This window comes from Aquabacterium sp. (genome assembly GCF_029946005.1).
In the GTDB taxonomy this organism is placed as follows: Bacteria; Pseudomonadota; Gammaproteobacteria; order Burkholderiales; family Burkholderiaceae_C; genus Aquabacterium.
Genome location: NZ_JAQSDR010000033.1, coordinates 86,749 through 108,955 on the forward strand (window position 1 = coordinate 86,749; position 22,207 = coordinate 108,955).

27 protein-coding genes and 1 pseudogene are annotated in these 22,207 nt (G+C 63.3%); 5 read left to right on the plus strand and 23 right to left on the minus strand.

Annotated elements, in window-relative coordinates; all coding sequences use genetic code 11:
• Positions 1-15: 15 nt before the first annotated feature.
• Positions 16-1,227, plus strand: a complete 1,212-nt coding sequence (locus PSV38_RS16330; protein ID WP_300549229.1) for an MFS transporter — start codon at positions 16-18, stop codon at positions 1,225-1,227.
• Positions 1,228-1,282: 55 nt separating this feature from the next.
• On the opposite strand, the gene PSV38_RS16335 is transcribed toward PSV38_RS16330, so the two are convergent.
• Entirely contained in the window at positions 1,283-1,969 is a 687-nt protein-coding gene (locus PSV38_RS16335) for a glutathione S-transferase family protein (protein WP_300549230.1), read from the minus strand.
• Positions 1,970-1,979: 10 nt separating this feature from the next.
• Positions 1,980-2,402 carry a DoxX family protein gene (locus PSV38_RS16340; RefSeq protein ID WP_300549231.1) on the minus strand — a complete coding sequence of 141 codons (423 nt, stop codon included), beginning with the start codon at positions 2,400-2,402 and terminating at the stop codon, positions 1,980-1,982.
• Positions 2,403-2,480: 78 nt separating this feature from the next.
• Here PSV38_RS16340 and PSV38_RS16345 point away from each other — a divergent pair, with 78 nt between their 5' ends.
• The 3 genes from PSV38_RS16345 to PSV38_RS16355 all read left to right on the plus strand — a co-directional run bounded on the left by PSV38_RS16345 (position 2,481) and on the right by PSV38_RS16355 (position 5,189).
• Entirely contained in the window at positions 2,481-3,365 is an 885-nt protein-coding gene (locus tag PSV38_RS16345) for a LysR family transcriptional regulator (RefSeq protein WP_300549232.1), read from the plus strand.
• Positions 3,366-3,882: 517 nt separating this feature from the next.
• Positions 3,883-4,116, plus strand: coding sequence for a hypothetical protein (locus PSV38_RS16350; protein ID WP_300549234.1), 234 nt, complete (start codon positions 3,883-3,885; stop codon positions 4,114-4,116).
• The gene (locus PSV38_RS16355) at positions 4,113-5,189 is read left to right on the plus strand and encodes an ImmA/IrrE family metallo-endopeptidase (protein WP_300549235.1); all 1,077 of its coding nucleotides are present in this window, start codon (positions 4,113-4,115) and stop codon (positions 5,187-5,189) included. The genes PSV38_RS16350 and PSV38_RS16355 overlap by 4 nt, the downstream gene beginning before the upstream one ends.
• 2 nt (positions 5,190-5,191) lie before the next feature.
• Here the strand turns inward: PSV38_RS16355 and PSV38_RS16360 are convergent, their stop codons facing one another.
• The 5 genes and pseudogenes from PSV38_RS16360 to PSV38_RS16380 form a co-directional block, all read right to left on the minus strand.
• A complete protein-coding gene (locus tag PSV38_RS16360; protein WP_300549237.1) occupies positions 5,192-6,112 on the minus strand; it encodes a hypothetical protein in 921 nt (306 codons plus the stop codon).
• Complete coding sequence (locus PSV38_RS16365) at positions 6,109-7,125, minus strand: thymidylate synthase (protein ID WP_300549240.1); 1,017 nt, start codon at positions 7,123-7,125, stop codon at positions 6,109-6,111. Before PSV38_RS16365 ends, PSV38_RS16360 begins: the two co-directional genes overlap by 4 nt.
• A gap of 14 nt (positions 7,126-7,139) precedes the next feature.
• Complete coding sequence (locus PSV38_RS16370) at positions 7,140-7,529, minus strand: DUF4031 domain-containing protein (RefSeq protein ID WP_300549243.1); 390 nt, start codon at positions 7,527-7,529, stop codon at positions 7,140-7,142.
• A pseudogene (locus tag PSV38_RS16375) lies at positions 7,510-8,139 on the minus strand (tyrosine-type recombinase/integrase); the annotation flags it as partial. The gene PSV38_RS16370 and the pseudogene PSV38_RS16375, both read right to left, overlap by 20 nt.
• Positions 8,140-8,488: 349 nt before the next feature.
• Positions 8,489-8,908 carry a hypothetical protein gene (locus PSV38_RS16380; protein ID WP_300549245.1) on the minus strand — a complete coding sequence of 140 codons (420 nt, stop codon included), beginning with the start codon at positions 8,906-8,908 and terminating at the stop codon, positions 8,489-8,491.
• Positions 8,909-9,039: 131 nt separating this feature from the next.
• On the opposite strand from PSV38_RS16380, the gene PSV38_RS16385 reads away from it, so the two are divergent.
• A complete protein-coding gene (locus tag PSV38_RS16385) occupies positions 9,040-9,930 on the plus strand; it encodes an AraC family transcriptional regulator (protein WP_300549247.1) in 891 nt (296 codons plus the stop codon).
• A gap of 113 nt (positions 9,931-10,043) precedes the next feature.
• Here the strand turns inward: PSV38_RS16385 and PSV38_RS16390 are convergent, their stop codons facing one another.
• The 16 genes from PSV38_RS16390 to PSV38_RS16465 form a co-directional block, all read right to left on the minus strand.
• On the minus strand, positions 10,044-10,532 hold the full coding sequence (locus PSV38_RS16390) for a hypothetical protein (protein ID WP_300549249.1): 489 nt from the start codon (positions 10,530-10,532) through the stop codon (positions 10,044-10,046).
• The gene (locus PSV38_RS16395) at positions 10,526-10,849 is read right to left on the minus strand and encodes a (2Fe-2S) ferredoxin domain-containing protein (protein WP_300549252.1); all 324 of its coding nucleotides are present in this window, start codon (positions 10,847-10,849) and stop codon (positions 10,526-10,528) included. The genes PSV38_RS16390 and PSV38_RS16395 overlap by 7 nt, the downstream gene beginning before the upstream one ends.
• Before the next feature lie 36 nt (positions 10,850-10,885).
• Positions 10,886-11,341 carry a ferritin family protein gene (locus PSV38_RS16400; protein ID WP_300549254.1) on the minus strand — a complete coding sequence of 152 codons (456 nt, stop codon included), beginning with the start codon at positions 11,339-11,341 and terminating at the stop codon, positions 10,886-10,888.
• Between the two features lie 15 nt (positions 11,342-11,356).
• Positions 11,357-11,656 carry a ferredoxin family protein gene (locus PSV38_RS16405; protein WP_230179614.1) on the minus strand — a complete coding sequence of 100 codons (300 nt, stop codon included), beginning with the start codon at positions 11,654-11,656 and terminating at the stop codon, positions 11,357-11,359.
• Between the two features lie 25 nt (positions 11,657-11,681).
• Complete coding sequence (locus tag PSV38_RS16410) at positions 11,682-12,992, minus strand: FAD-dependent monooxygenase (RefSeq protein WP_300549257.1); 1,311 nt, start codon at positions 12,990-12,992, stop codon at positions 11,682-11,684.
• A gap of 30 nt (positions 12,993-13,022) precedes the next feature.
• Positions 13,023-14,123, minus strand: a complete 1,101-nt coding sequence (locus PSV38_RS16415; RefSeq protein ID WP_300549259.1) for an electron transfer flavoprotein subunit alpha/FixB family protein — start codon at positions 14,121-14,123, stop codon at positions 13,023-13,025.
• Positions 14,120-14,971: an electron transfer flavoprotein subunit beta/FixA family protein gene (locus PSV38_RS16420; RefSeq protein ID WP_300549260.1), complete on the minus strand. Its 852-nt coding sequence runs from the start codon at positions 14,969-14,971 to the stop codon at positions 14,120-14,122. Before PSV38_RS16420 ends, PSV38_RS16415 begins: the two co-directional genes overlap by 4 nt.
• Before the next feature lie 27 nt (positions 14,972-14,998).
• On the minus strand, positions 14,999-15,349 hold the full coding sequence (gene nifW / locus PSV38_RS16425; RefSeq protein WP_300549262.1) for a nitrogenase stabilizing/protective protein NifW: 351 nt from the start codon (positions 15,347-15,349) through the stop codon (positions 14,999-15,001).
• Entirely contained in the window at positions 15,346-16,095 is a 750-nt protein-coding gene (cysE, locus tag PSV38_RS16430) for a serine O-acetyltransferase (protein ID WP_300549264.1), read from the minus strand. The genes nifW and cysE overlap by 4 nt, the downstream gene beginning before the upstream one ends.
• A complete protein-coding gene (gene nifV, locus PSV38_RS16435; RefSeq protein WP_300549266.1) occupies positions 16,092-17,228 on the minus strand; it encodes a homocitrate synthase in 1,137 nt (378 codons plus the stop codon). The genes cysE and nifV overlap by 4 nt, the downstream gene beginning before the upstream one ends.
• 138 nt (positions 17,229-17,366) lie before the next feature.
• The gene (fdx, locus tag PSV38_RS16440) at positions 17,367-17,702 is read right to left on the minus strand and encodes an ISC system 2Fe-2S type ferredoxin (RefSeq protein ID WP_300549284.1); all 336 of its coding nucleotides are present in this window, start codon (positions 17,700-17,702) and stop codon (positions 17,367-17,369) included.
• 18 nt (positions 17,703-17,720) lie between these two features.
• Complete coding sequence (gene hscA / locus PSV38_RS16445; RefSeq protein WP_300549286.1) at positions 17,721-19,577, minus strand: Fe-S protein assembly chaperone HscA; 1,857 nt, start codon at positions 19,575-19,577, stop codon at positions 17,721-17,723.
• Positions 19,578-19,583: 6 nt separating this feature from the next.
• Positions 19,584-19,907, minus strand: coding sequence for an iron-sulfur cluster assembly protein IscA (gene iscA / locus PSV38_RS16450; protein WP_230179622.1), 324 nt, complete (start codon positions 19,905-19,907; stop codon positions 19,584-19,586).
• A gap of 8 nt (positions 19,908-19,915) precedes the next feature.
• The gene (gene erpA, locus PSV38_RS16455) at positions 19,916-20,290 is read right to left on the minus strand and encodes an iron-sulfur cluster insertion protein ErpA (RefSeq protein WP_300549288.1); all 375 of its coding nucleotides are present in this window, start codon (positions 20,288-20,290) and stop codon (positions 19,916-19,918) included.
• Between the two features lie 19 nt (positions 20,291-20,309).
• Positions 20,310-20,723, minus strand: a complete 414-nt coding sequence (gene iscU / locus PSV38_RS16460) for a Fe-S cluster assembly scaffold IscU (protein WP_300549290.1) — start codon at positions 20,721-20,723, stop codon at positions 20,310-20,312.
• A 34-nt stretch (positions 20,724-20,757) separates the two neighbouring features.
• Complete coding sequence (locus tag PSV38_RS16465) at positions 20,758-21,987, minus strand: IscS subfamily cysteine desulfurase (protein ID WP_300549292.1); 1,230 nt, start codon at positions 21,985-21,987, stop codon at positions 20,758-20,760.
• Between the last annotated feature and the right edge of the window lie 220 nt (positions 21,988-22,207).

Here is a 22,207-nt window from a genome sequence, read left to right on the forward strand (position 1 = left end):
TGCTGAGGAGACACTTTGAAAAGCCCTGATCCGCAACGGCCGCAACGGCTTCCTGCCGACGTCGTGAAGCTCGGCTTCGTCAGCCTGTTGACCGACCTCAGTTCCGAGATGATCTTTTCGGTTTTTGCGATCTTCTTCACCAGTGTGGCCGGCGCGTCCAGTGCCCTGCTGGGCCTGATCGAGGGTCTGGCGGACTTTTCGGCCTCTTCGCTGAACTACCTGGCAGGCTGGTTGTCCGACCGCAGCGGCAAGCGCAAGGCCTACGTCTTGGCGGGCTACGGTTTCTCGACGTTGGCCAAGGTGATTTTGCTGGTCACCAGTTCGGTGGTCGGGCTGAGTCTGTTTCGCGTGATCGAGCGCCTTGGCAAGGGCTTTCGTGGCCCGCCGCGCGATGCGTGGCTGTCGAGCGTGGCAGGGCAGAAGACGCGCGGATACGCCTTCGGCGTGCACAAGGCGCTGGACAAGGCTGGCGCTGTGCTGGGGCCGCTGGCCGCGTATGGGCTGCTGAGCTGGCTAGGCGAATCTCCAGGCACCTACCGCGTGCTTTTCTGGATAGCCTTTGTGCCTGCGCTGCTGAGCATCGCGCTGCTGTCACTGATGAAGGACCAGCCCGGCGTACCGCATGAGCGCGAGAGCCTGACCCGGAACTGGGGCGCGCTCAGCCCCGGATTCAAGCGCTTCCTGATTCCGGCCGGTGCCTTTTCGCTGGCCTATTTCAGCCTGGGATTTTTGCTGCTGCGCGCGCACAGCATGGGCTTTGGCGTGGCGCAGATCGTGTTGCTGTATGCCTTCTTCAACACCATCTGCGTCATCTCTGCACCGCTGGCGGGCATGTTGGGCGATCGCATCGGCCGCAGCACCATCGTGATGGTGGGCTATGGCCTGTATGGGTTGATCAACGTCTGGCTGATACTGGCCAGTAGCCGCTGGGAGGTCGTCGTCGGCTTTGCGGCCTACGGCGTGTTCTACGCCATCGACGAGGCTCAGAGCAAGGCCTTCATTGCCGACATCGAGCCGGAACGCCGCGCCAGTGCTGTCGGCATCTACAACTTCGTCACGGGCTTGCTCTATCTGCCCGCTTCGCTGATCGCTGGCGCGCTTTGGGCCAAATCACCCGTGCTGGTGTTCTCGCTGGCCGCCGGGTTGTCGGCCATGGCGATCGTTCTGTTTGCGGTACTGAGGCCGGCGGCCGAGCTGGCCGTCGTCCCACCAAACCGTTGGCCATGACGCAGATTTTGTTGAATCAAAGCGGTTGGGGTGCGCACTTCAGAAAGTCCCAGACTCACATCTGGCCCGCGGCGACAGACGCTTGAATGCGCGTAGAGAGCGCGCTTTCGCGTGCCAGCAGGAACGTGCGCAGCGATGTCGGATAGCACGGGCTGGCCGCAGCTTGGACTGATGCCCTTGCGGCCAGCGCGGCGCGCCAGGCACGGACGCGGGGGGTGCGGGCGAAGAACCCGAAGTCCTCGAACTGCTCGAACACGTCGAAGTAGCGGAACACCGGTCCGAACGCCGCATCCACCATCGTGAAGCGCTCACCCCCAAAGTACGGACCTTGGGCCAACTCGGCTTCGAGCTGCTCGAACATGCTGCGGATGTTCGCCACCTTGGCCAAGAGCGCTTCCTTATCGCGCGCGTTGTAGAACCCACCGATGGCGTTCAATACGGCCGAGCCGAATTCAATCCAGCCACGATGCCGGGCGCGCTCCAAGGCGTCTTGGGGATGGAGCCTGCGTGATGCCGTCTCGTCGAGGTATTCGCAGATCACCGCCGATTCGAAGATCGGCCTGCCGTTGACGAGAAGCACCGGCGTCTTGCCCAGGGGTGAGACGGTGAGAAACCAGTCGGGCTTGTGAGCCAGATCAATGTCGACCCGGTCGAAGGCGATGCCCTGTTCCGCGAGGACGATCGCAGCGCGCTGCACGTAGGGGCACAGCTTGTGGCTGACCAGGGTGAGTTTGGCGGTCATGGGCCTCTCCTCAAAGTGCTGGCACAAAGCGGCGGCTGCGCCGGACGGCCATCGCACCGTCGCCCATCAACCAAAGGGCGATGGATGCCACAGTCAAGAACACCGGGTACTCCCAGCCACCATTGGGGCTGGTGAACACCCAGCCATTGGACAGGTGCACCGACGCGGCCGCCGCCATGACTGGAACCAGGCCCAGCGATACCTGGCGCGCATAGACGCCGAACACCAGCGCCAGGCCGCCCAGCAGTTCGGCAGCGAACACGGGGTAGGCCAGGAAGCCGGGGAAGCCGACGCTTGCAAAGAACAGGGCCGTGCCCGGCAAGGTAAAAACGAACAGCTTCAGCAGCGCATGGGCGATCCACATCACGCCCAGGCTGACGCGAAGCAGGGTCACGCCGTAAGACTGGGCTCCGTGGGTGTCGGTGGGGTTCATTGCATTTCCTCATTGGGTTGACGATGGGTTGACTGTACGATTGCGATATCGCAATGAAAATAGGCGCCGCCGCAAACCATGAATGCATCCACGCAATACAAGTTGAGCGCGGCCGATCTGGAGACGGTCTTGTCTCTGGTTCGCTCAGGCACCCTGGCCGATGCCGGCGAGCGGCTGGGCGTGGACGCCTCCACGGTGTTCCGTTCGCTGCAGCGCATCGAGCGCGGCTTGGGGCAGGCGCTGTTTGAGCGTTCACGCGCCGGTTACCAGGCTTCGGAGCTGGCGCTGGCGCTGGCCGAGCACGGCGAGCACCTGGAGGCGGCACTGGAGTCGGCGCGGTCAGCGGCCCAGTTGCGGCCCGACGAGGTGTCGGGCACCGTGCGCATCACCACCACCGACACCATCCTGCACGGCCTGCTGGCGCCAGCACTGAAGGAGCTCAGGGCGCTGCATCCTTTGCTGAGCTTCGAGTTGCACACCGGCAACGAGCTGGCCAGCCTGACACGACGCGACGCCGACATCGCCGTGCGCGCCACGAAGCGGCCGCCGCAGCATCTGGTGGGAAAGCGCGTGGGCCCCATTCGCGTGGCCTTGTTCGCAGCGAAGAAGGGGCCCATCAAGCGCTACCAGGATGTCGAGGCAGGCAAGGCGGCATGGGTGACGCCGGACGATGCACTGCCGGAACACCCTTCGGTGTTGTGGCGCAAGCGGCACTTTCCGAAGGTGGTGCCGAGCTACCGTGTCAACAGCATCTTGACGGTGATGGAGCTGGTCGGCCTGGGCCTGGGCGTGGGCATCCTGCCGCTGTTCATGGCGCAGTCCAACCCGAAGCTGCTGCCTTTGACCGAAGCGCTTGACGAGGGTGAGACGGAGCTGTGGCTGCTGGCACACCCAGAGTCACGCCATCTGCGCCGGGTGTCGGCCGTGTATGGACACCTTTCTCGGGTGCTTTCGCTGGAGTGAGCGGTGGAAGGGGGAGAAGCGTCAAGCCGCCGGTCGTGAGGATCCACTTTAGGCTGGAGCGGACATCCACCAACGTCCGCTCTGCGCGCATCAGCGCTGATCAGGGCGGCGGAGTAAAAACCGCGAGCCGGTGCCCTCTTGGCAAGTTCACGAAACCGTGAAAGCCGATGGCGTTAACGCCCCAGTCGTTCTTGCGGTGGAGCGACTGTCAAACGGCGTGAAAGTCGATCGGTTCACCACCGAGGTCTTTGTCATGATGTGGGCCTATCCAAGTGCTATCCCTTCAATCCAGCAGTTGCATGGCTGAAGCCCCCCAATTTCGACTCCGTACGATTGCCAGAAATAGGTGCATCCATAACTTGCTGGTGTTGCGCGCGCTGCCGGTCATGCACTGCGATATTTCGTAGACAATCGGCTCATGGGGCTCGAGGTCGCGTTTCGGTCAATAGAGTTGCGTTCCACGTGTGAGAGTCCCACGAGGGCCAAGCGTGAGCTTGGGGAGAGTGCCGCTGCGGTCTTGCGTAGGTATCTTGCCGATCTGGAAGCCGTTGAAACGGTCGCAGAGCTGGTGGAGATGGGGCTGGAGTTTGAGAGTTGCGGGTTGAAGGTGGGACTGATACGTTTTGGACTCAGTGAACGGCAATACCTCTACTGCGAAGTGAACCATCAGAATGTCCCGATGAGCGGCGAAGCCGTCGATTGGGCTAAGGTTTCAAGACTGAAGGTCATCCATATTGGAGGCAACCTGTGACGCGCTCCACCGAATTCTTCCCAGCATGGGCATCTCCTCCGGGTGAGACCGTGCGACAGCTTGCAGCCAAGAAGAACCTGCAATCCATCGACTTGGCGCGGGCGCTTGGGGTTCCCTTAAAAGACCTTTCGCAACTTCTCAACGGAGAGTTGCCCATCACGGTTACCCGTGCCAAGAGCCTAGCCGGCGTGGTTGGGGCCAGCGAGCGTTTCTGGCTGGCGCGAGAGGCTCAGTACAGGCGCGATGTTAAGGCACTGCAAGATGACGGCAAGCAGTGGGTATCAAGCCTTCCCTTTGCAGATATGACGCGGTATGGGTGGCTGAAGGCAGTGACTTCGACGGGCGAAAAACTCCGGCAGGCGCTGGAATTTTTCGAGGTCAGTACTGTCGATGAGTGGCGCGATAGATGGCTTTCGGACCAAGCCGGCATAACGGCTTATCGTACGTCGCCCGTCTTTACGGCGCAGTCGGCATCGGTCGCCACGTGGCTTAGACAGGGAGAGCTGGCGGCGGCCGGGTTGTCGGTGGGCACTTGGTCGCGTGAATGCTTTGAACGCTTGCTGCCATCGTTGAAATCGCTGACCCGTCTTCACAAGCCTGCTGAGTTCATTCCACAGTTGCAGGAGCAGTGTGCTGCCTGCGGCGTCGCTGTTGTAATTGTTCGCGCGCCAAAGGGATGTCCCACGAGCGGCGCGACTCGCGTCAAGAACGGCAAGGCGATCTTGCAGCTCAGCGTTCGCTACCTGCGTGACGACAACTTCTGGTTTACCTTTTTCCACGAAGCCGGTCATCTGGTGCTTCATGAAGACCGGTTGTTTCTCGAGTGGTCCGAACGGCGTGAGCTCGATAGCTACGAGGAGGAGGAAGCGAATAAGTTTGCTGGCCAGTTACTTATCCCGTCGTCAGAAGAAGCGGCCTTGCGGGCGTTGCCCCATGAGCATCGAAGTATCATGAGGTTCGCAAAGAACTTGTCCATTTCGCCCGGCATCGTGGTCGGGCAACTTCAGCACCGTGGGTTAGTGCGTCAGGACAAGCTGAATTTCCTTAAGAAACGGTACTCCTGGGCCGAGTAGGTCTAACCGCGGAAAGGCAGGTAGAGATTAGGGCTCTTTTGCCAGTTGCACATGGCGTCTTCCATGACTTGCATGCCGACCCCGAGACTCTGCTCGAGCGTGGCCACACGTGCCTCCAAGACGCGGGCTCCGGTCTTCGAGTCGATCTGGCCATCAAATAGCAGCCTGGCGCCGCGCTTCGGCCCGGTTGCCGCGTTCATGTATGTCGAATCCGCTTCGATGTTGGCGAGCCCAGCCTTGCTAAGCATGGTGAGGTAGTCGAAGCGGCCCGTGCGGCCAAAGCGCCGCACCGCGTTCATTTGTTGATAAAGCAAACCGAAGGCGCGACGGGCATTCCCGTTGGCTTGCGCCTGTGCCTGTGCAATCATTGCCGCGTGTGAGCCAAAAGCGGTTATCCAGGCGACGTAGCTACGAACGATGGCGCCCGTCCCTTTGGGACCCGGCTTGAGTGACTCGTACTTGCGGTGATTACCAAATTTGCCAACGAAGGTCCCGTGGTGATCCTCGACCCAGTCGGCATAGGACTGTGGATCGTCTAGGACCCGCGCCCAGGTCCATGGCACCGCTTCTGAGGCACCATAGAGTTCAGCAGCAAGCCGCCACTCAGTTCTAAGGTTCCGGCCGCAGTGGGTGGCCAGGAAGACGAGCCAGCAGGCCTCCTCCGCCTGTTCCGCAGAGATGGCCACGGCTGCCCTGATGGGGTCGAAGAATGGGCTCTGCGGATTGGCACGTGACGCGCTGATGGGGCGGGTGCGAACGGTCTGTACATATGACACTCGCTGAATGCTGTCGATGAGTTGCCAGACGAAGGCAAGCATGTTCTCGGGAGGCACAATCCCGGGAAGCGGCATGTTGTGCCGGTGGAAGTCGAGGAGTTGGGCCTCCAGAGCCAATGCCCGTTGTTCCTTTTCGTACGCGTTCATGCCGTGGCCTTTGATGTTTCGTTACTGCCATCGAAGATCGTCACTTGGTCCTTGACCGAAGGTATAACCCCGTAGCGCTTGTTGATGTACATGGCGTAAACGTCGTCGTGCAGGCGCCGCTTCAACCGCTTGATTTCGTTCTGATTGCCAGTTGTCTTGCCCGCCTTGTGGATCGCCAGGAGGGTGGCCAGGTCCGCCCAGTAGGGCGCCATGGACTCCCGCGGGTCTATGGCGCTCACGTCGCCGCTTCTCACCGCCACCTCAAAGTCCAAGAGGGTTTGTACGGATGTCCACGGGTCGCCCTTGGGCATCGGCGGCATCGGACGCCGCGGCTGCCAACCCTCGTCAAGGTAGCGAATGGCCTTCTTGTCATCCCGTTCGTACAGGTGCAGGCTACCGACAGAGTGTGTGTACTCTCCCAATTCGACGCCTAATGACCGGGCTACAAGCTCCTGGATCATGGTGAACGCGAACACGTCGTGCGGCAGGCCGAGCCAGGCATCGTTCGACCGCATGGATGTCAGCATGTGCAGCCGCCGGTCCCGGATGACAAACTGCATAGTGCAGGTGCAGGGGATGTCGCGGTGATACTCGAGAGTGTCACGGCGGTCGAATAACTGCACCACTGCTTGACGCGAGTCTGGCTTGGTCTTCAATGATGAAATGACGCGTGCCAATTGGTTGTTCGGGCGTTTGCCAAATATCCTGGGGCCGTACGCGCCGTGTATGGTCAATCCATCATCAGATGACTTTGTGTAGTCCGAGATGTAATGCTCGATGAAGTCCAATGCGTTGCTGCCTGCCAGTATCCAGAGCAGCTCGCCGAGGCCGCTGAAAAGGATGCCGCGCGACTCGGTGCGGCTGAGGCGCAGACGTGGCGCCGACAGCTTCAGCAAGACGCCGTAGATTTCACGAGCCGGACCCTTTGTGGGTTCAATGCGAGTGCCGCGCGTCAAGAGCCGCTGATATACCTTGGCCAAAAGGTCGTCCAGGGAATTGGCGCGGACGTACACGATGTTGGAACGCCTTAGGCGAATAGGGCAAGCTGCGCGTCGCTGCTCGACGTGGCGACGATTGGCGCCGGTGTGGGTATTTGCCTGGCGATGCGCACCACTTCTCGAGGGCTGACAGGGAGTGCACCGCTGCGAAGAGCCCTCAGACGCTGAGCAGCAGTGATGTCGTAGTGGGGATGGCGTGCCCCGCGATGGAAGGCGCGGGTGGTTAGTCCAACGCGAGCAGCGAAGGCATGAAGCTCATCAAGGCTGTCCGCCGTGAGATGGAACCAGCCCCGACCGTACTTCGATACATCGGCATCATCTACGTATACCAATTTCTCCCCCTTTGGAAGAATGTAACATGAGTTCTGAGTGGGACGATTCGAGCTAGTGCCAGGTACCGGCGGCCTCGGCCGCTGCATGAACGGCGCGGTTGAGTTGGCGGATTGTCAACGGATCCATGGGTGCCATGCCTGGAAACAACCAACCGCCGGGCAACATCTTGCCCTGGGCGTGACCGACTCGCCACCAATTACGAAGGCGCTGCAACAAGACCGGGCTGAGCATGGCATAGCGATCCTTGGCGCCCTTGCCTTGCTCCACACGCAAGGTCATGCGCTGGCTGTCCACATCGGTGACCTTCAAGTGAATCACCTCGCTGGCGCGAAGGCCAGCACCATAGGCCACCGACAGGGCCGCCTGATGCTTGATGTTGCGGGCCGCAGCGAGAAGGCGAGAAACTTCCTCGGTGCTCAGTACAACAGGCAAGGTGCGGGGCAGCTTCACCGGCTGCATCTTGGCCATCAGTTCGATGCGGCCCAGCGTGATGTCGAAGAAGAACTTCAGTCCGGTGAGCGTGGCATTGAGAGTGACGGGCGAGGTGCCCGTGTCCACCAGATGCAGTTGGAAATTGCGCAGATCCTCCACGGTGGCCGTATCGGGTGAGCGCTTGAGGTAGGCCGCCAGCTTGCGCATGCGCATGTCTTCGAGCATGCGCTGACGCAGGGGGGCAGAATGAGTCGTCGAGTCCATGGTTGCTGCTCCGTTGAAGAACGAGGCGGATTGCCTCGGTCGTCAACTTCGCAGAACCTGCGGTGCAACGAAATGCCTCAACCTCGCCGTAGCGGGTACCGCGCGAGCGGTTTAGTCCTTCGCTGCGAAGCCGCCTATCGTGGTGTCAGCAAAAGAACAGCTTGCTTCCACGACCCAATCTTGAATGGCCGACCCGACTTGCGGTAACCGAGCGGAACCGACCCTGAGCCGCCGTCGACCACAGGCTGCTTGTAGGCGTTTCGGTTTGCACAAAAACCCATGTCAGCCGGGACGGCCCATTGCTCCAGCACGGTGGCTTCGTGACCCGGGTTGCAGTCTGATCATCGGATCAGCCTTCTCGTCGATGGGAGAAGTGGTCTTTGCTCATGAGCACATCAACGCGATGCACCTTTGCAGCGTCGGCCAGGATGGCGTTCATGCGCGCGACATCACGGAAGATGTCGCCACCACCGCCCTCCACATGTGCCTGACGCCCGGCCAAGTCGGAGAAGGCCTCGAAGATGCCGAAGCTTGTCTGTGAGAACCTGACGGCGAACCACGGGCCAGTCGCGGGTTCAGCGTCAACGCAGGCCCTGATGTCTTGCAGCATCTGCAGAACTGCCTCCTCCTGCCCAGGACGGGCTTCAATCTGGATGAAGAAGGCCTTGCGGCCTTCCGAACCTTGGTCGCCCAGAACCTGCACCCCTCGGTGAGCCGCGAGGGACTGATCAGAGAATGGCAGAGCGTCCGGTGTGGGAGCGTGGGGCATGTGGGTATCTCCTGAATTGAGGTTCCCACTGTGGGCTCCAGCACAGCCAGGCACATGCTCGAACGTCGATGTTTCTTGCCTGATTGTCCAAGCCGATGGTGTGTCGCCTGTCGTGCCAGCCATAATGCGCCATGGCCCATGACCTCAAGCAGGCTGTCCAGCGCCACACCGAACGGCAGAGCGAGGCGGCTGTTGGCGTCGTCACGCCTGTACGCGGCCTGTACCTGGTGAGACGCACATCGCCCAGCGAACTCGAGCACACGGTGGTGCAGCCTTTGGTGTGCCTGGTACTGCAGGGCTGCAAGCGAGTCAGCCTGGGCAGTGGCACAACATCCTATGCCGCTGGCGACACGATGGTCGTCACCGGCAATATGCCGACGGTCAGCCGGATCAGCAGGGCCAGCGTCGCGGACCCCTACCTGGCGTTGGCGTTCGACCTGGATCTCTCCGTGATCACCGACCTTGTTGTGAACGCGCCTGAAGTCCATTCGGCTCCGTCCAGGCAGGACACACGCGAGGAACTGGGTGACGCCCTGCGTCGGCTGGTGCTGCTCCTGGATCGCCCGGAATCCCTCGCGGTGCTCAAGGACAGCTTGGTCCGGGAAATTCACCACTGGTTGCTGTTGGGCCGTCAAGGCCTGGCCATCCGACATTTGGGCTTGCCGGACAGCCACGCAAGGCGGATCGCCCGAGCGGCGGCGATCTTGCGCGACAACTATGCCAAGCCAGTGTCGATCGAGCGCTTGGCTGAGGCGGCCGGCATGAGCCGCTCAGGCTTTCACCAGCACTTTCGAGCCATCACATCACTAACGCCACTGCAGTTTCAAAAACAGCTGAGGTTGATCGAGGCCCGCCGCTTGATCGTCTCCAGCGGCAAGATCCTTAGCCAAGTCGCATTTGAGGTGGGATACGAGAGCACGTCGCAGTTCAGCCGCGAATACACCCGGATGTACGGGCAGCCGCCGACCAGAGACAAGCGGGCGGCGTCTGCGCGACTACAGACAGTCAACGCTGCCGAGTAGCCTGCAACGACCGTCCGCCATCGCTGCAAAGCCATCTGTCGCAAGGGGATTGACGGGTGACCCCAACGGGTCGTCCCCAGCCCATCTTCCCCAACACCCATGAGCCGGTTACCTCACCCCCGCGCCCCCTTGATCAACGCCTCAATCACCAGCGCCCCCGTCCCGCCCAGCGGATCAAACTGCAGCACCTTGTCCAAGTACAACTGCGCCGACACCAAATCCTGCCGACGCAGCCTGATGAAAGCCAGCGCCTTCAAGGTGAACAGCCAAAACCGCGCCGGCCCCGGCGCCATGAAGTCGGCCATCTCAGCCGTCACCGCGCGCCAGTCGTCGGGCAAATGCGCCTGCTCGGCGGCCACATCCAAGCCCTTCAAGGCGGCCAGCTCGGCCTGCTCAAAGTCGGCTCCCTGAGCATGCAGCTTGTACAGCAGGTAGTACAGCGAAGGGCACTCCGGCGCGCACACCTGAGCCGTCCACAACAAGGCCAGCGCGCGCTCGGGCGTAGCCGCCTTGCGGGCCTCTTCAACCAGGTGCTTGACCTGTGGCGGTACCTCGCCGCCGAACAACTCGGCCGAGGTCTCGCCCGTGAAAAGGTTCACCATGACCCGGCCGAGGCGGCCAGGCGCTTGACCACCTCGCCACCCAGCAGGTGCTTCTCGAAGATCTCGGGCACGTCTTCCGGCTTCACGCGGCTGTACAGCACGCTCTCCGGAAACACCACCACGTTCACCCCGCCATCGCAGGGCCCCAGGCAGCCCGAGTAGGTCACGCCCACTTGCTCATGGGCATTGCGCGCCTGCACCTCTTTCCAGAATGCCTGCAACACCGCCTGGCCGCCCTGCGCGGCGCAACTGCCACGCGGGTGGCCGGGCGGGCGCTGCTGTGAACACACGAAAACACTGCGGTCGGGACGGGACATGATGGGTCAACTCCAGATGGATCAAATGAAAAAAGCTCAGGCCGCCAGGCGGGCCATGATCCGCTCCAGCTCGGCCACGTGCTCGCTCTCTTCCTTGGCAAACTCGCGGGCCATGCGGCGCACTTCGTGGTCGCTTGTGGAGGCCGCAATGGCGGCGTAAAACAACTGGCTGCGCTCTTCGCCATCCAGCGCCAGCCGGTAGGCCGAGGCCACGTCGATGAAGCCATCCACGCCCGCCCAAGCGGCCTGCTCCGGGCTTACACCCTCGGGCCACTGGCATTCTTCGGGCGCCAGTTGGGGCAGGTCTCGAAAGCCGCCGCGTTGCATGGCGTCTTTTAAATGCAGGCGCGAGAACTCGGCCATCTTGCCGAAGAAGGCTTCGGCCTCGTGGTTGCCCGCCGTGCCCATCGTGGCCTTGAGGTCCTCATAGCGGCGCGCCGCCTCGAACTCGAGCAAGATGGCGTGCGCCAGAAAAACGTGGATGTCGTCCATGGTGGGTGCGCCCGCTCAGCCAAACTTGAACAAAATGCCGTGGCCGCCGCGCGGGTACTCCCAGTCCACGTTGCTGAAGTCCGAGCAGATGATGCGGCAGCTGCCGCACTCCAGGCAGCCGTCGGTGATCAGGGTGACGGCGCCGTTGCCTTCTTCCTTGTAGCAAGAGGCCGGGCACACATAGGTGCAAGAACGCTCCTTGCAGTCGGTGCGGCAGACCTCGGCGTCCTTGATCTTGATGTGCGGGCGGCCCGCGTCGACTTTGTAGCGGTTCTGGAAGAGCTTTTCTTCCACATTGACTTGGATGGGTTGCATGGCGTGGCTCCTGGTGTGGTGCGGTTCAGCGGATGGCCCGCCACAGCTTGTAGGCATCGCCCACCAAGCCGGTGATGGAGCGGGTCTGGCGGAAGCTGGAAAAGATCTGGCGCTCTTTGGTTTTCTTGTCCACGTTGTCCACCGTCACCATGGTGCGGGCCGCCTGGTTGATCAGTTCGGGGTAGGTGGTGAAGAACTGCGGGTTCTCGTGGAAGACCTTGGGCATGTCGCGGTACTTCTTCAAGTCCTTCATCACGAAGCTGTCGTCCAGCGCGCGTTGATAGGCCTTCAGCGTGGCCTGGCTGAAAGGCTTGTTGGCGGCCTTGGCGTTGATCACGGTTTCGGCGGCCAGGCGGCCCGTGGTCATGGCCAGGTTGGAGCCTTCGCGGTGCACGGCATTGACGAAGCCGCCCGAGTCGCCCACGATCATCCAGCCATGGCCGTACACCTGGGGGATGGCGAAGAAGCCGCCTTCGGGGATCAGGTGGGCGCAGTACTCCTTCATCTCGCCGCCTTGAATCATGGGGGCGATCGAGGGGTGGCGCTTCATGTGCTCCAGCAACTGGTAAGGCGAGGTCTTTTGCTCGTTCTTCTTGAAGTCCGACAGCATGCAGCCCACGCCAATGGTGAGCGAGTCTTTGTTGGTGTACAAAAAGCCCGTGCCCATCATGCCGTCGGTGATCTTGCCGACCATCTCGATGACCACGCCTTCGTCGCCCTTGATGTTGAAGCGCTGCTGGATCAGCTCTTCGGGCATGAACAGGATCTCTTTGACGGCCAGGGCCACGTTGCCCGCCTTGATCTCGGGGTGGAAGCCCGCCTTGCGCGCCAGCGTGCTGTTCACGCCATCGGCCAGGATGACCACGTCGGCGAACACATCGCCGGCTTCGCGGTCGCAGCGCACGCCCACCACCTGGTCGCCGTCCATGATCAGGTTTTGCACGGTGGTTTCGCAGATCAGCAGGGCACCGGCTTCGCGCACCTTGGATGAGAACCACTTGTCGAACTGCGCGCGGATGATGGTGTAGCGGTTGTAGGGCGGCTTGTTGTAGTTTTCGCTGCGGAAGTGGCTGCCCACGAAGGAGTCGTCGTCCAGCACCCACATGCGTTGCTCGATGATGTGGCGCTCGAGTGGGGCGTCGTCGCGGAAGTCGGGGATGATGCGTTCCAGCGCGTCGGCGTACAGGATGGCGCCTTGCACGTTCTTGGAGCCGGGGTATTCGCCGCGCTCGATTTGCAGGACCTTGAGGCCCGCCTTGGCCATGGTGTAGGCGGCGGCGTTGCCCGCGGGGCCCGCGCCCACGACGATGGCGTCAAAGGTTTTGTTCACGTTCATGGTGAGGCTCCGGGGCGGTTGGGTGGGCGTTCAAGCCACTTTGCGGATGCGTTGGTCCAGGTGCGCCTGGAAGGCCTGGGTCAGGGCGGGCAGCACCTGCAAGGCGTTGCCCACGATGCCGTAGTGCGCAAAGTCGAAGATGGGGGCGTTGGGGTCGGTGTTGATGGCCACGATCACGTCCGCGGCCTCCATGCCCACCCTGTGCTGAATGGCGCCCGAGATGCCCGCCGCGATGTAGAGCTTGGGCCGCACGGTCTTGCCGGTTTGGCCCACCTGGCGGTCGGCCTCGACCCAGCCAGCTTGCACGCAGGGCCGGGTGGCGCCCACCTCGCCGCCCAGCACCCGCGCCAGGTCGAACACCAGCTTGAAGTTTTCGGGGTTCTTCAAACCCTTGCCGCCGCTGACGATCACGTCGGCATAGGGCAGGTTGATCTTGTTGGAGTTGGTGTCGAGGATGAAGTCCAGCAGCTTGGTGACGATGTTGGTTTCGATCAGGCCCAGCGTGTCTTCGCTGGTGGTGCCGGTGCGCGTGGTGTCGGCGTTGGGCATGGCCATGACGCGGGGGCGCACGGTGGCCATCTGTGGGCGGTAGGCCAGGGTCATGATCGTGCACAGCAGCGAGCCGCCAAAGGTGGGGCGTGTGGCGGCCAGGGCGCGGGTCACGGGGTCGATGTTCAGCTCGGTGCAGTCGGCGGTCAGGCCTGTGAGCAGCGTGGTGGCCACGGAGCCCGCCAGGTCACGGCCTTGTGATGTGGCGCCCAGCAGCACGATCTCGGGCTGGTACTTGTTGACCAGGTCGGTCAGGCCCTTGGTGAAGGGCTCGTTGCGGTAGCCCTTGAGGACGGGGTCGCGGGTGAGGTAGACGTGGTCGGCGCCAAAGCTGAAGGCCTCTTTGGCGAATTGGTTTAAGGGCTCATCAAGACCACCCAGCAGCACGCCGCTCAGCGTCACGCCCAGCTGGTCGGCCAGCTTGCGGCCTTCGCCCAGCAGCTCCCACGACACGCTGTGCACGTGGCCACGCTCGTGCTCGATGAAGACCCACACGCCCTTGTAGGCCTTGAGCTCATCGGACAACTCCAGGTTGCGGCCGCGTCCTGCGGGCTTGAGGGGGGCTTTGGCGGCGACGCTCATGGCGTGACTCCCTTGTTGATCAGGTCTTGTTCGAGCGTGGGGTGGCGCGTGAAGATGGACTGCAGCAGGTTGAGCGTCATGTCGCGCAGGGTGGTGGTGTCCAGGTTCACCATCTCGGCCTTCTCTGACCGAGGCGTGGGCCCGAAGACCTTGCTGACCACGGTGGGCGAGCCTTTCAGGCCGATCTTGGTGAGGTCTTCGATGCCGGCGTCTTCCTTGTTCCACTTGCGCACAGGGTGGCCAGCGGCGTGGATCATGGCGGGCAGGCTGGCGAAGCGCATCTCGTTGGTGTTTTCAAGCATGGTGATCAGCGCGGGCAGGCGGGTCTTGAGCACCTGCACACCGCCTTCGCCACGGCGCTCGACGGTGATGGTGCCTTCGTCCAGTTGCGTCTCTTTGATGCTGGACACATAGGTCAGCAGTTGCAGGCCCATGCGCTTGGCGATGCCGGGGCCGACCTGGGCGGTGTCGCCATCGATGGTCTGCTTGCCGGTGAAGACCAGGTCCACGGCCTGTTCGCTGGACAGCTTGCGGATGGCGGCGGCCAGTGCGTACGAGGTGGCCAGGGTGTCGGCCCCGGCAAAGGCCCGGTCGGTGACCAGCACGGCATCGTCGGCCCCGAAGGACACGCATTTGCGCAAGGCCTCTTCAGCCTGTGGTGGGCCCATGCACAGCACCGTGACGCGGCCGCCAAACTGGTCCTTCAGGCGCAGGGCCTCTTCCAGCGAGAACAGGTCGTACGGGTTCACGATGGCCGGTACACCCTGGCGCATGATGGTGTTGGTGACCGGGTGGACGCGGATCTGGGCCGAGTCAGGCACTTGCTTGATGCAGACGACGATGTGCATGGTGAGGCTCCTGTGAGGGGGCTGCGGTCAGGCCGTGGTGGTCTGGGGCCGGGCGGGCAGCGAGGCCTTCAGGCTTTGCAGGCTCACGTGCTGGTGGCCGTCCACATCCTGGAACACCTTGAAGACTTTTTCTTGCGCGGGGGTGGACTTGACGAAGTCTTCATACGCCTTGACCAGCAGCGTGCGGTAGCACTGGTAGAGCGCTTGCTCGTTGTTCTCGGGCAGCTGGGGCTCTTGCCGGATGTACTGGTAAAAGCGCTTGAGGATGTGCAGGCGGCTGACGTTGAGCACGGACAGGTCGTGCGGCACGCCAAAGAATTGCAGGAAGTCTTCAGCCGATGAAAGCTGGCGCAGTTGCAGAGCGAGGGTGTCGGTCATGATCGGGCTCCGGTGGGGGTGTCTTCGGTGTGTTGAAGGCGCTTGACTTCCTGTTCCAGGTTGCCAATACGGTCGAGCAGGGAACCGATGGCTTTGCCCACCGGATCAGGGATGAGGTGGTGGTCCAGGTCCAGCAGCAGGTCGTCGGGCAGGCTGTTGACGGTGCGGCGGCGCCTGACCACCACCCGGCCCGGAATGCCCACCACCGTGGCGGCTTCGGGCACGTTGTCGATGACGACGGAGTTGGCCGCCACGCGGACCCGTGCGCCCAGCGTGACGGGGCCCAGGATCTTGGCGCCTGCCCCCACGACCACGCCATCGCCCAGCGTGGGGTGGCGCTTGCCGGGGCTCCAGGTGGTGCCGCCCAGGGTGACGCCGTGGTACAGCGTGACGTCGTCACCGACCTCTGCGGTCTCGCCGATCACGACGCCCGCGCCATGGTCGATGAAGAAGCGTCGGCCGATGCGCGCGCCGGGGTGGATGTCGACGTTGGTGAACCAGCGGGCCACGAAGGACATCCAGCGCGGCAGGTAGCGCCAACCTTGCCGCCACAGGGCGTGGGCCATGCGGTGCAGGGCCACGGCTTGCACGCCGGGGTAGATGGTCCACACCTCGAAGCGCGACCGGGCGGCCGGGTCGCGGGCCAGCACGCAGTTGACGTCTTCTCTGATGAGCGACCACCAGGCGGCTGAGGGGTGGGGGTGCATCATGGCCATGGCTTGCAGGGCAGGGTCATCGCGCTTCATGAGGGCTGCCCCTCGGAGGCCGTGGCCTCCAGAAAAAAGCGTTGCAGGTCGTCTGGCGTGGGCGCGCGTTTGGTCCGCACGGCGTGGGCGCGGATGCGCTCCAGCAGCGGCTGCACTTGCGGATCGACCACCGGCAGGCCCAGCGCTTGATAGGCCACGCGCACGGCCCGCGAGCCCGAGTGCTTGCCCAGCACGGTGCGGCGTTCGCGGCCCAGCTCGGCGGGGTCGAAGTTTTCGTAGTTGCCGGGGTGCTTGAGCAGACCGTCCACATGGATGCCCGACTCGTGCGTGAACACGGCCTCGCCCACGATGCTTTTGTTGGCCGCCACGGGCCGCCCCGAGGCGCTGGCCACGAGTTGCGAGATGCCGTACAGGTCGGTGGTGCGCACGCCGCAGTCCAGGCCGTGCAGATGGCGCAGGCTCATGACCACTTCTTCCAGCGCGGCGTTGCCGGCCCGCTCGCCCAGGCCGTTGACCGTGGTGCTGGCGTGGGTGGCGCCCGCGCGCAAGGCGGCCAGGGTGTTGGCGGTGGCCAGGCCCAGGTCGTTGTGCGCATGGATCTCGATTTCGATGTCCACGGCGTGGCGCAGCAGGGCAATTGAGTCAAACGTGGAGAAGGGATCGAGCACGCCCAGGGTGTCGGCATAGCGGATGCGCCGGGCGCCGCAACGTTGGGCCAGCCGAGCCATCTGGCCCAGGTAGACGGGGTCGGCGCGCGAGGCGTCTTCAAAGCCCACCGACACCTCATGGCCCGCGTCATGGACCATGCCCACGAACGCTTCGATCTGCTCCAAGGCCCACAGGCGGCTTTGCTTGAGCTTGTGCTGAAGGTGCACATCGGAGGCGGGGATGGACAGGTGGATGATGTCGACATCGCAGGCCAGGGCCGCGGTCACATCGGCCTCGCACATGCGGCCCCACACCATCAGGCGGCTGCTCAAACCCATGGCCGCCAGGGTGTTGATGGACTCGATCTCGGCCAGGCCCATGGCGGGCACGCCCACTTCCAGCTCGGGCACACCGGCGTTCGACAGGGCCCGGGCGATGGCGCACTTCTCGACCAGCGTGAAGGCCACGCCTGCGGTCTGCTCGCCGTCGCGCAAGGTCGTGTCGTTGATGATCGCGCTGTGCATGGGGGGTGGACTCGGAGGGTGTGGGGCGGGGGTGCCTGATGCCTTGATTGCAATCGCTGTGCCAGTGCCTTCACGGGGCGTGGCGCGTTGAATCGCCTGAAATGTCGTGTCGGGTTTGCGCCATTTCACACACTCGCTTCAGCGTTCGCGGGCGTGGTTGCGGCTGTGCTTGGGCAGTTCGACGGTGAGGTTGCCCTCCTTGACCCTGACGCAGCAAGCCAGACGCGAACAGGGTTCCACACCCCAGGCGTTGTCGAGTTGGTCGTTCTCTTCGTCATCGGGTTCGGGCAAGGTGTCGGCGCCCGCACGGACCAGCACATGGCAGGTCGAGCAGGCCGCCACCATGTCGCAGGCATGCTCAATGGCCACGCCATGTTTGAGCAGGCCCTCGCACAGCGATCGTCCGGGTTTGATCTCGAACTGCGTGCCCTGGGGGCACAGCTCGGCGTGGGGCAGGACTGTGACCAGAGGCATGGCAGTGACCTTGAAGAATCAGGTGATGGAGTCGAGGACGCGGCCGGTCAGGGCTTGCCTGATGCTGGCGTCCATGCGGCGCGCGGCAAAGGGGCCGGTGGCCGCGTTGAGGGCCTGGCAGGCGGCTTTCACGGCCTCGGTGGCCGCTTCGGTTTCCAGTTGCTCGGCCACCAGGTTCATGGCTTCGAGGATGTGCTGGCGCTCGGCGGGTGACAGCAGCGCAGGGCCGTCTTCGGCCAGGGCCGATTCGGTGGCGTCCAGCAGGCGGCGGGCATCGATCTGGGCCTCGCGCAGCATGCGCAGTTTCATGTCGGCCTGCGCTCGGCCCACGCTGTCGGCCAGCATGGCGGCAATCTGCTCATCGCTCAGCCCATACGAGGGCTTGATCTGGATCTCGGCCAGCGCGCCACTGCTCAACTCGCTGGCCGACACCGACAGCAGGCCATCGGCATCGATCTGAAAGGTCACGCGGATGCGGGCGGCTCCGGCCACCATGGGTGGGATGCCGCGCAGCTCGAAGCGGGCCAGTGAGCGGCAGTCGTTGACACCTTCGCGCTCGCCTTGCAGCACATGCACCGACATCACGGTCTGGCCATCTTTGAAGGTGGTGAAATCTTGCGCGCGGGACGTGGGCAGGGTCGAGTTGCGGGGGATGATTTTTTCAACCAGGCCGCCCATGGTTTCCAAACCCAGCGACAGCGGCGACACGTCCAGCAGCAGCCATTGGCCATCGGCCTGGCCATTGCCCACCAGGGCATCGGCCTGCATGGCGGCGCCCAGCGCAACGACCTCATCGGGATTCAGGTCGGTCAGGGGTGGCTTTTGAAAGTACTGGGCCACGGCCTCGCGGATCACGGGCATGCGGGTGGAGCCGCCCACCAGCACCACACCGTCAATGGCCTCAATGGCCATTTCGGCGTCCTTCAAGGCGCGCTTGGTGGCGATCAGGGTTCGCTTGACCAGGGCGGCCGTGCGTTGCGCGAACACTTCGCGGGTCAAGGTGATGCCCGCCACGTCCACCGCGTCGAAGCTGGACAAAGCCTCTTTGGCGGCGCGGGCCGAGATCAGCCAATGCTGCTGTTCGCTGGCGTTCAGCGTGGTCCAGTTCAGCTGGGCTTGATCGACCAACCACAGGGCCAGGGCGCGGTCGAAGTCATCGCCCCCCAGGGCCGAGTCGCCGCCAGTGGACAGCACCTCAAACACGCCGCGCGACAGGCGCAGCACCGAGATGTCGAAGGTGCCACCGCCCAGGTCGTAGACCGCGAAGACGCCCTCGGCGGCCTTGTCCAGGCCATAGGCGATGGCGGCGGCGGTGGGTTCGTTGAGCAGGCGCAGCACGTGCAGGCCGGCCAGGCGGGCCGCGTCTTTGGTGGCCTGGCGCTGGGCGTCGTCAAAGTAGGCGGGCACGGTGATGACCACGCCGGTCAGGTCACCGCCCAGCGAGGCTTCGGCACGGGCCTTGAGGGCGCGCAGGATGTCGGCCGAGACCTCGACCGGGCTTTTGGTGCCAGCGGCCGTGTCAATGCTGACCATGCCGGGTTCGTCGATGAGGCGGTAGGACGGCGCGCCCGTCTTGAGCACATCGGCCATGCCGCGCCCCATCAGGCGCTTGACCGAGGCGATGGTGTTGAGCGGGTCGTGGGCTTGGGCATGCAGGGCCTCGAAGCCCACCACCGGGGGCGACTGGAACACGGCTTCATACCGCACCACCGAGGGCAAGAGCACCCGGCCCGCCTCATCGGCCAAGGCACGGGGCAGGGCGCTTTGCACGCTGGCGATGAGGGAGTTGGTGGTGCCCAGGTCAATGCCGGCCGCCAGCTTGTGCTGGTGGGGCGCGGCGCTTTGACCGGGTTCGGCGATTTGAAGCAGTGCCATGATGGTTCAGACCGCGAAGCTTTCGCCGCAGCCGCATTCGGCCTTGGCGTTCGGGTTGTTGAACTTGAAGCCCTCGTTGAGGCCTTCGCGCACAAAGTCCAGCTGCGTGCCTTCCAGGAAAGGCAGGCTGTTGGCGTTCACCAGCAATTGCAGGCCATGGCTTTCAAAGGACAGGTCCTCGGGCAAGGCCTCGTCGGCAAACTCGATGGCGTAAGCCAGCCCGGAGCAGCCACTGGTCTTGACCGCCAGGCGCAGGCCCACGCCTTTGCCCCGCTTGCTCAAGGACTTTTGCACGTGTCTGGCTGCCGCCTCGGTCATGGTGATGGACATGGCTCACCTCACATCGAGAAGGAACTGCCGCAACCGCAGGTGGTCTGGGCATTGGGGTTGTGAATCACGAAGCGCGAGCCATCCAGGCCGTCTTCGTAGTCGATGTCGGCGCCGATCAGATACTGCAAACTCATGGCGTCCACCACCAGCGAGACGCCGTCTTTGTCGATGCGGGTGTCGTCGTCGCTGAGCTGGTCGTCAAAGGCAAAGCCGTACGAAAAGCCCGAGCAGCCGCCACCCGTGACGTACAGGCGCAGTTTCAGGTTGGGGTTGCCTTCTTCAACGATCAGCTCACTCACCTTGGCGGCGGCGGCGGTGCTGAAGTTCAAGGGAACAGGGGGCGCCATGTCGGCGGCGGTGGTGGCGGTCAATGCGGTTTCCATGGGCGGACTCCTTGGGTGGTCAGTTGGGGTGGCAGATGGGCTGGTCAGACAGGGCTCGCTTGGCCTGGTAATCGGCCACGGCCGCCTTGATGGCGTCCTCGGCCAGGATGGAGCAATGGATCTTCACGGGGGGCAAGGCCAACTCTTCAGCAATGGCCGTGTTCTTGATGGCCAAGGCCTGGTCCAGCGTCTTGCCGCGCACCCACTCGGTCACCAGCGAGCTGGACGCGATGGCCGAGCCGCAGCCGTAGGTTTTGAAGCGGGCGTCTTCGATCACGCCAGTGACGGGGTTCACCTTGATCTGAAGCTTCATCACGTCGCCGCAGGCCGGGGCGCCCACCATGCCGGTGGCCACGCCTTCTTCGTCGGCGGCGAATGAGCCGACGTTGCGGGGGTTTTCGTAGTGCTCAATCACCTTGTCGCTGTAGGCCATGTGGTTTCTCCGGGGATGGGTTGGGATGGGGCAATCAGTGCGCTGCCCACTGGATGCTGTTGAGGTCAACGCCGGCCTGGACCATGTCCCACAGCGGGCTCATGTCACGCAGCTTGGCCACCACGTCGGACACACGGTCGATGACGAAGTCGATCTCTTCCATCGTGGTGTAGCGGCCAATGGTGAAGCGCACCGAGCTGTGGGCCAGCTCGTCGGTGCGGCCCATGGCGCGCAGCACATAGCTGGGCTCCAGGCTGGCCGAGGTGCAGGCCGATCCTGACGACACGGCGATGTCCTTCATGCCCATGAGCAGCGACTCGCCTTCGACATAGTTGAAGCTGACGTTGAGGTGGTGCGGCGTGCGGCGCTCGAAGTCGCCGTTGATCTGAACCTGGTCGATGCGTGACAGGCCCGCCCACAGGTGGTCGCGCAGGCTGCGGATGCGCTCCAGCTCCGGGGCCATCTCGCGGGCCGCCAGGTGATAGGCCTCGCCCATGCCCACGATCTGGTGCGTGGGCAAGGTGCCCGAGCGCATGCCGCGCTCGTGGCCGCCACCATGCATTTGCGCTTCGATGCGCACACGGGGTTTGCGCCGCACGTACAGGGCGCCGATGCCCTTGGGGCCGTAGCTCTTGTGGGCCGACATCGACATCAGGTCGATGGGCATCACGCTCAAATCGATGTGGACCTTGCCGGTGGCCTGGGCTGCATCCACATGGAAGAGCACGCCGTGGCTGCGGCAGATCTGGCCCAGGGCTTCGACATCCTGGATGACACCCGTTTCGTTGTTGACGAACATGACCGAGGCCAGCACGGTGTCGGGGCGGATGGCTTGCTTGAACTGATCAAGGTCGACCAGGCCGGTGTCCAGCACGGGCAGCACAGTGACGTCCCAGCCTGCACGCTCCATCTCACGCATGGTGTCCAGCACGGCTTTGTGCTCAGTGGCCACGGTGATCAGGTGGCGGCCCTTGGCTTGGTGAAACTGGGCTGCACCCTTGATGGCCAGGTTGTTGCTCTCAGTGGCCCCGGAGGTCCAGACCAACTCGCGCGGGTCGGCACCAATGAGCAAGGCCACTTGTTCTCGGGCCAGTTCGACGGCTTCTTCGGCGGCCCAGCCATAGGCATGAGAGCGGCTGGCCGGGTTGCCAAAACGTTCGCACAGGTAGGGAATCATCTTGGCCGCCACCCGTTGGTCCACCGGGGTGGTCGCGGCATAGTCCAGATACACAGGGCGGTTGGGCTGCACGGTCAACTTGGTCATGAAAGGGCTCCTTGGTCTGTGCGTTCAATGCTGGACTCAAGGGTCTCTATGCAACTTGAGTGCCACCCTTTCAACTTTTATCAAGTTGTTGATTTGTATGGATAAATCAACCGGGTGTGGGCTTGATGACACTGAGCGATGCGCGACAAAGCCTTGTGATTTTTGTCGGGTTTGTCAGCCATTTGGCAAGGCATTGATCTTGCAAACAAGGCCCTCCATC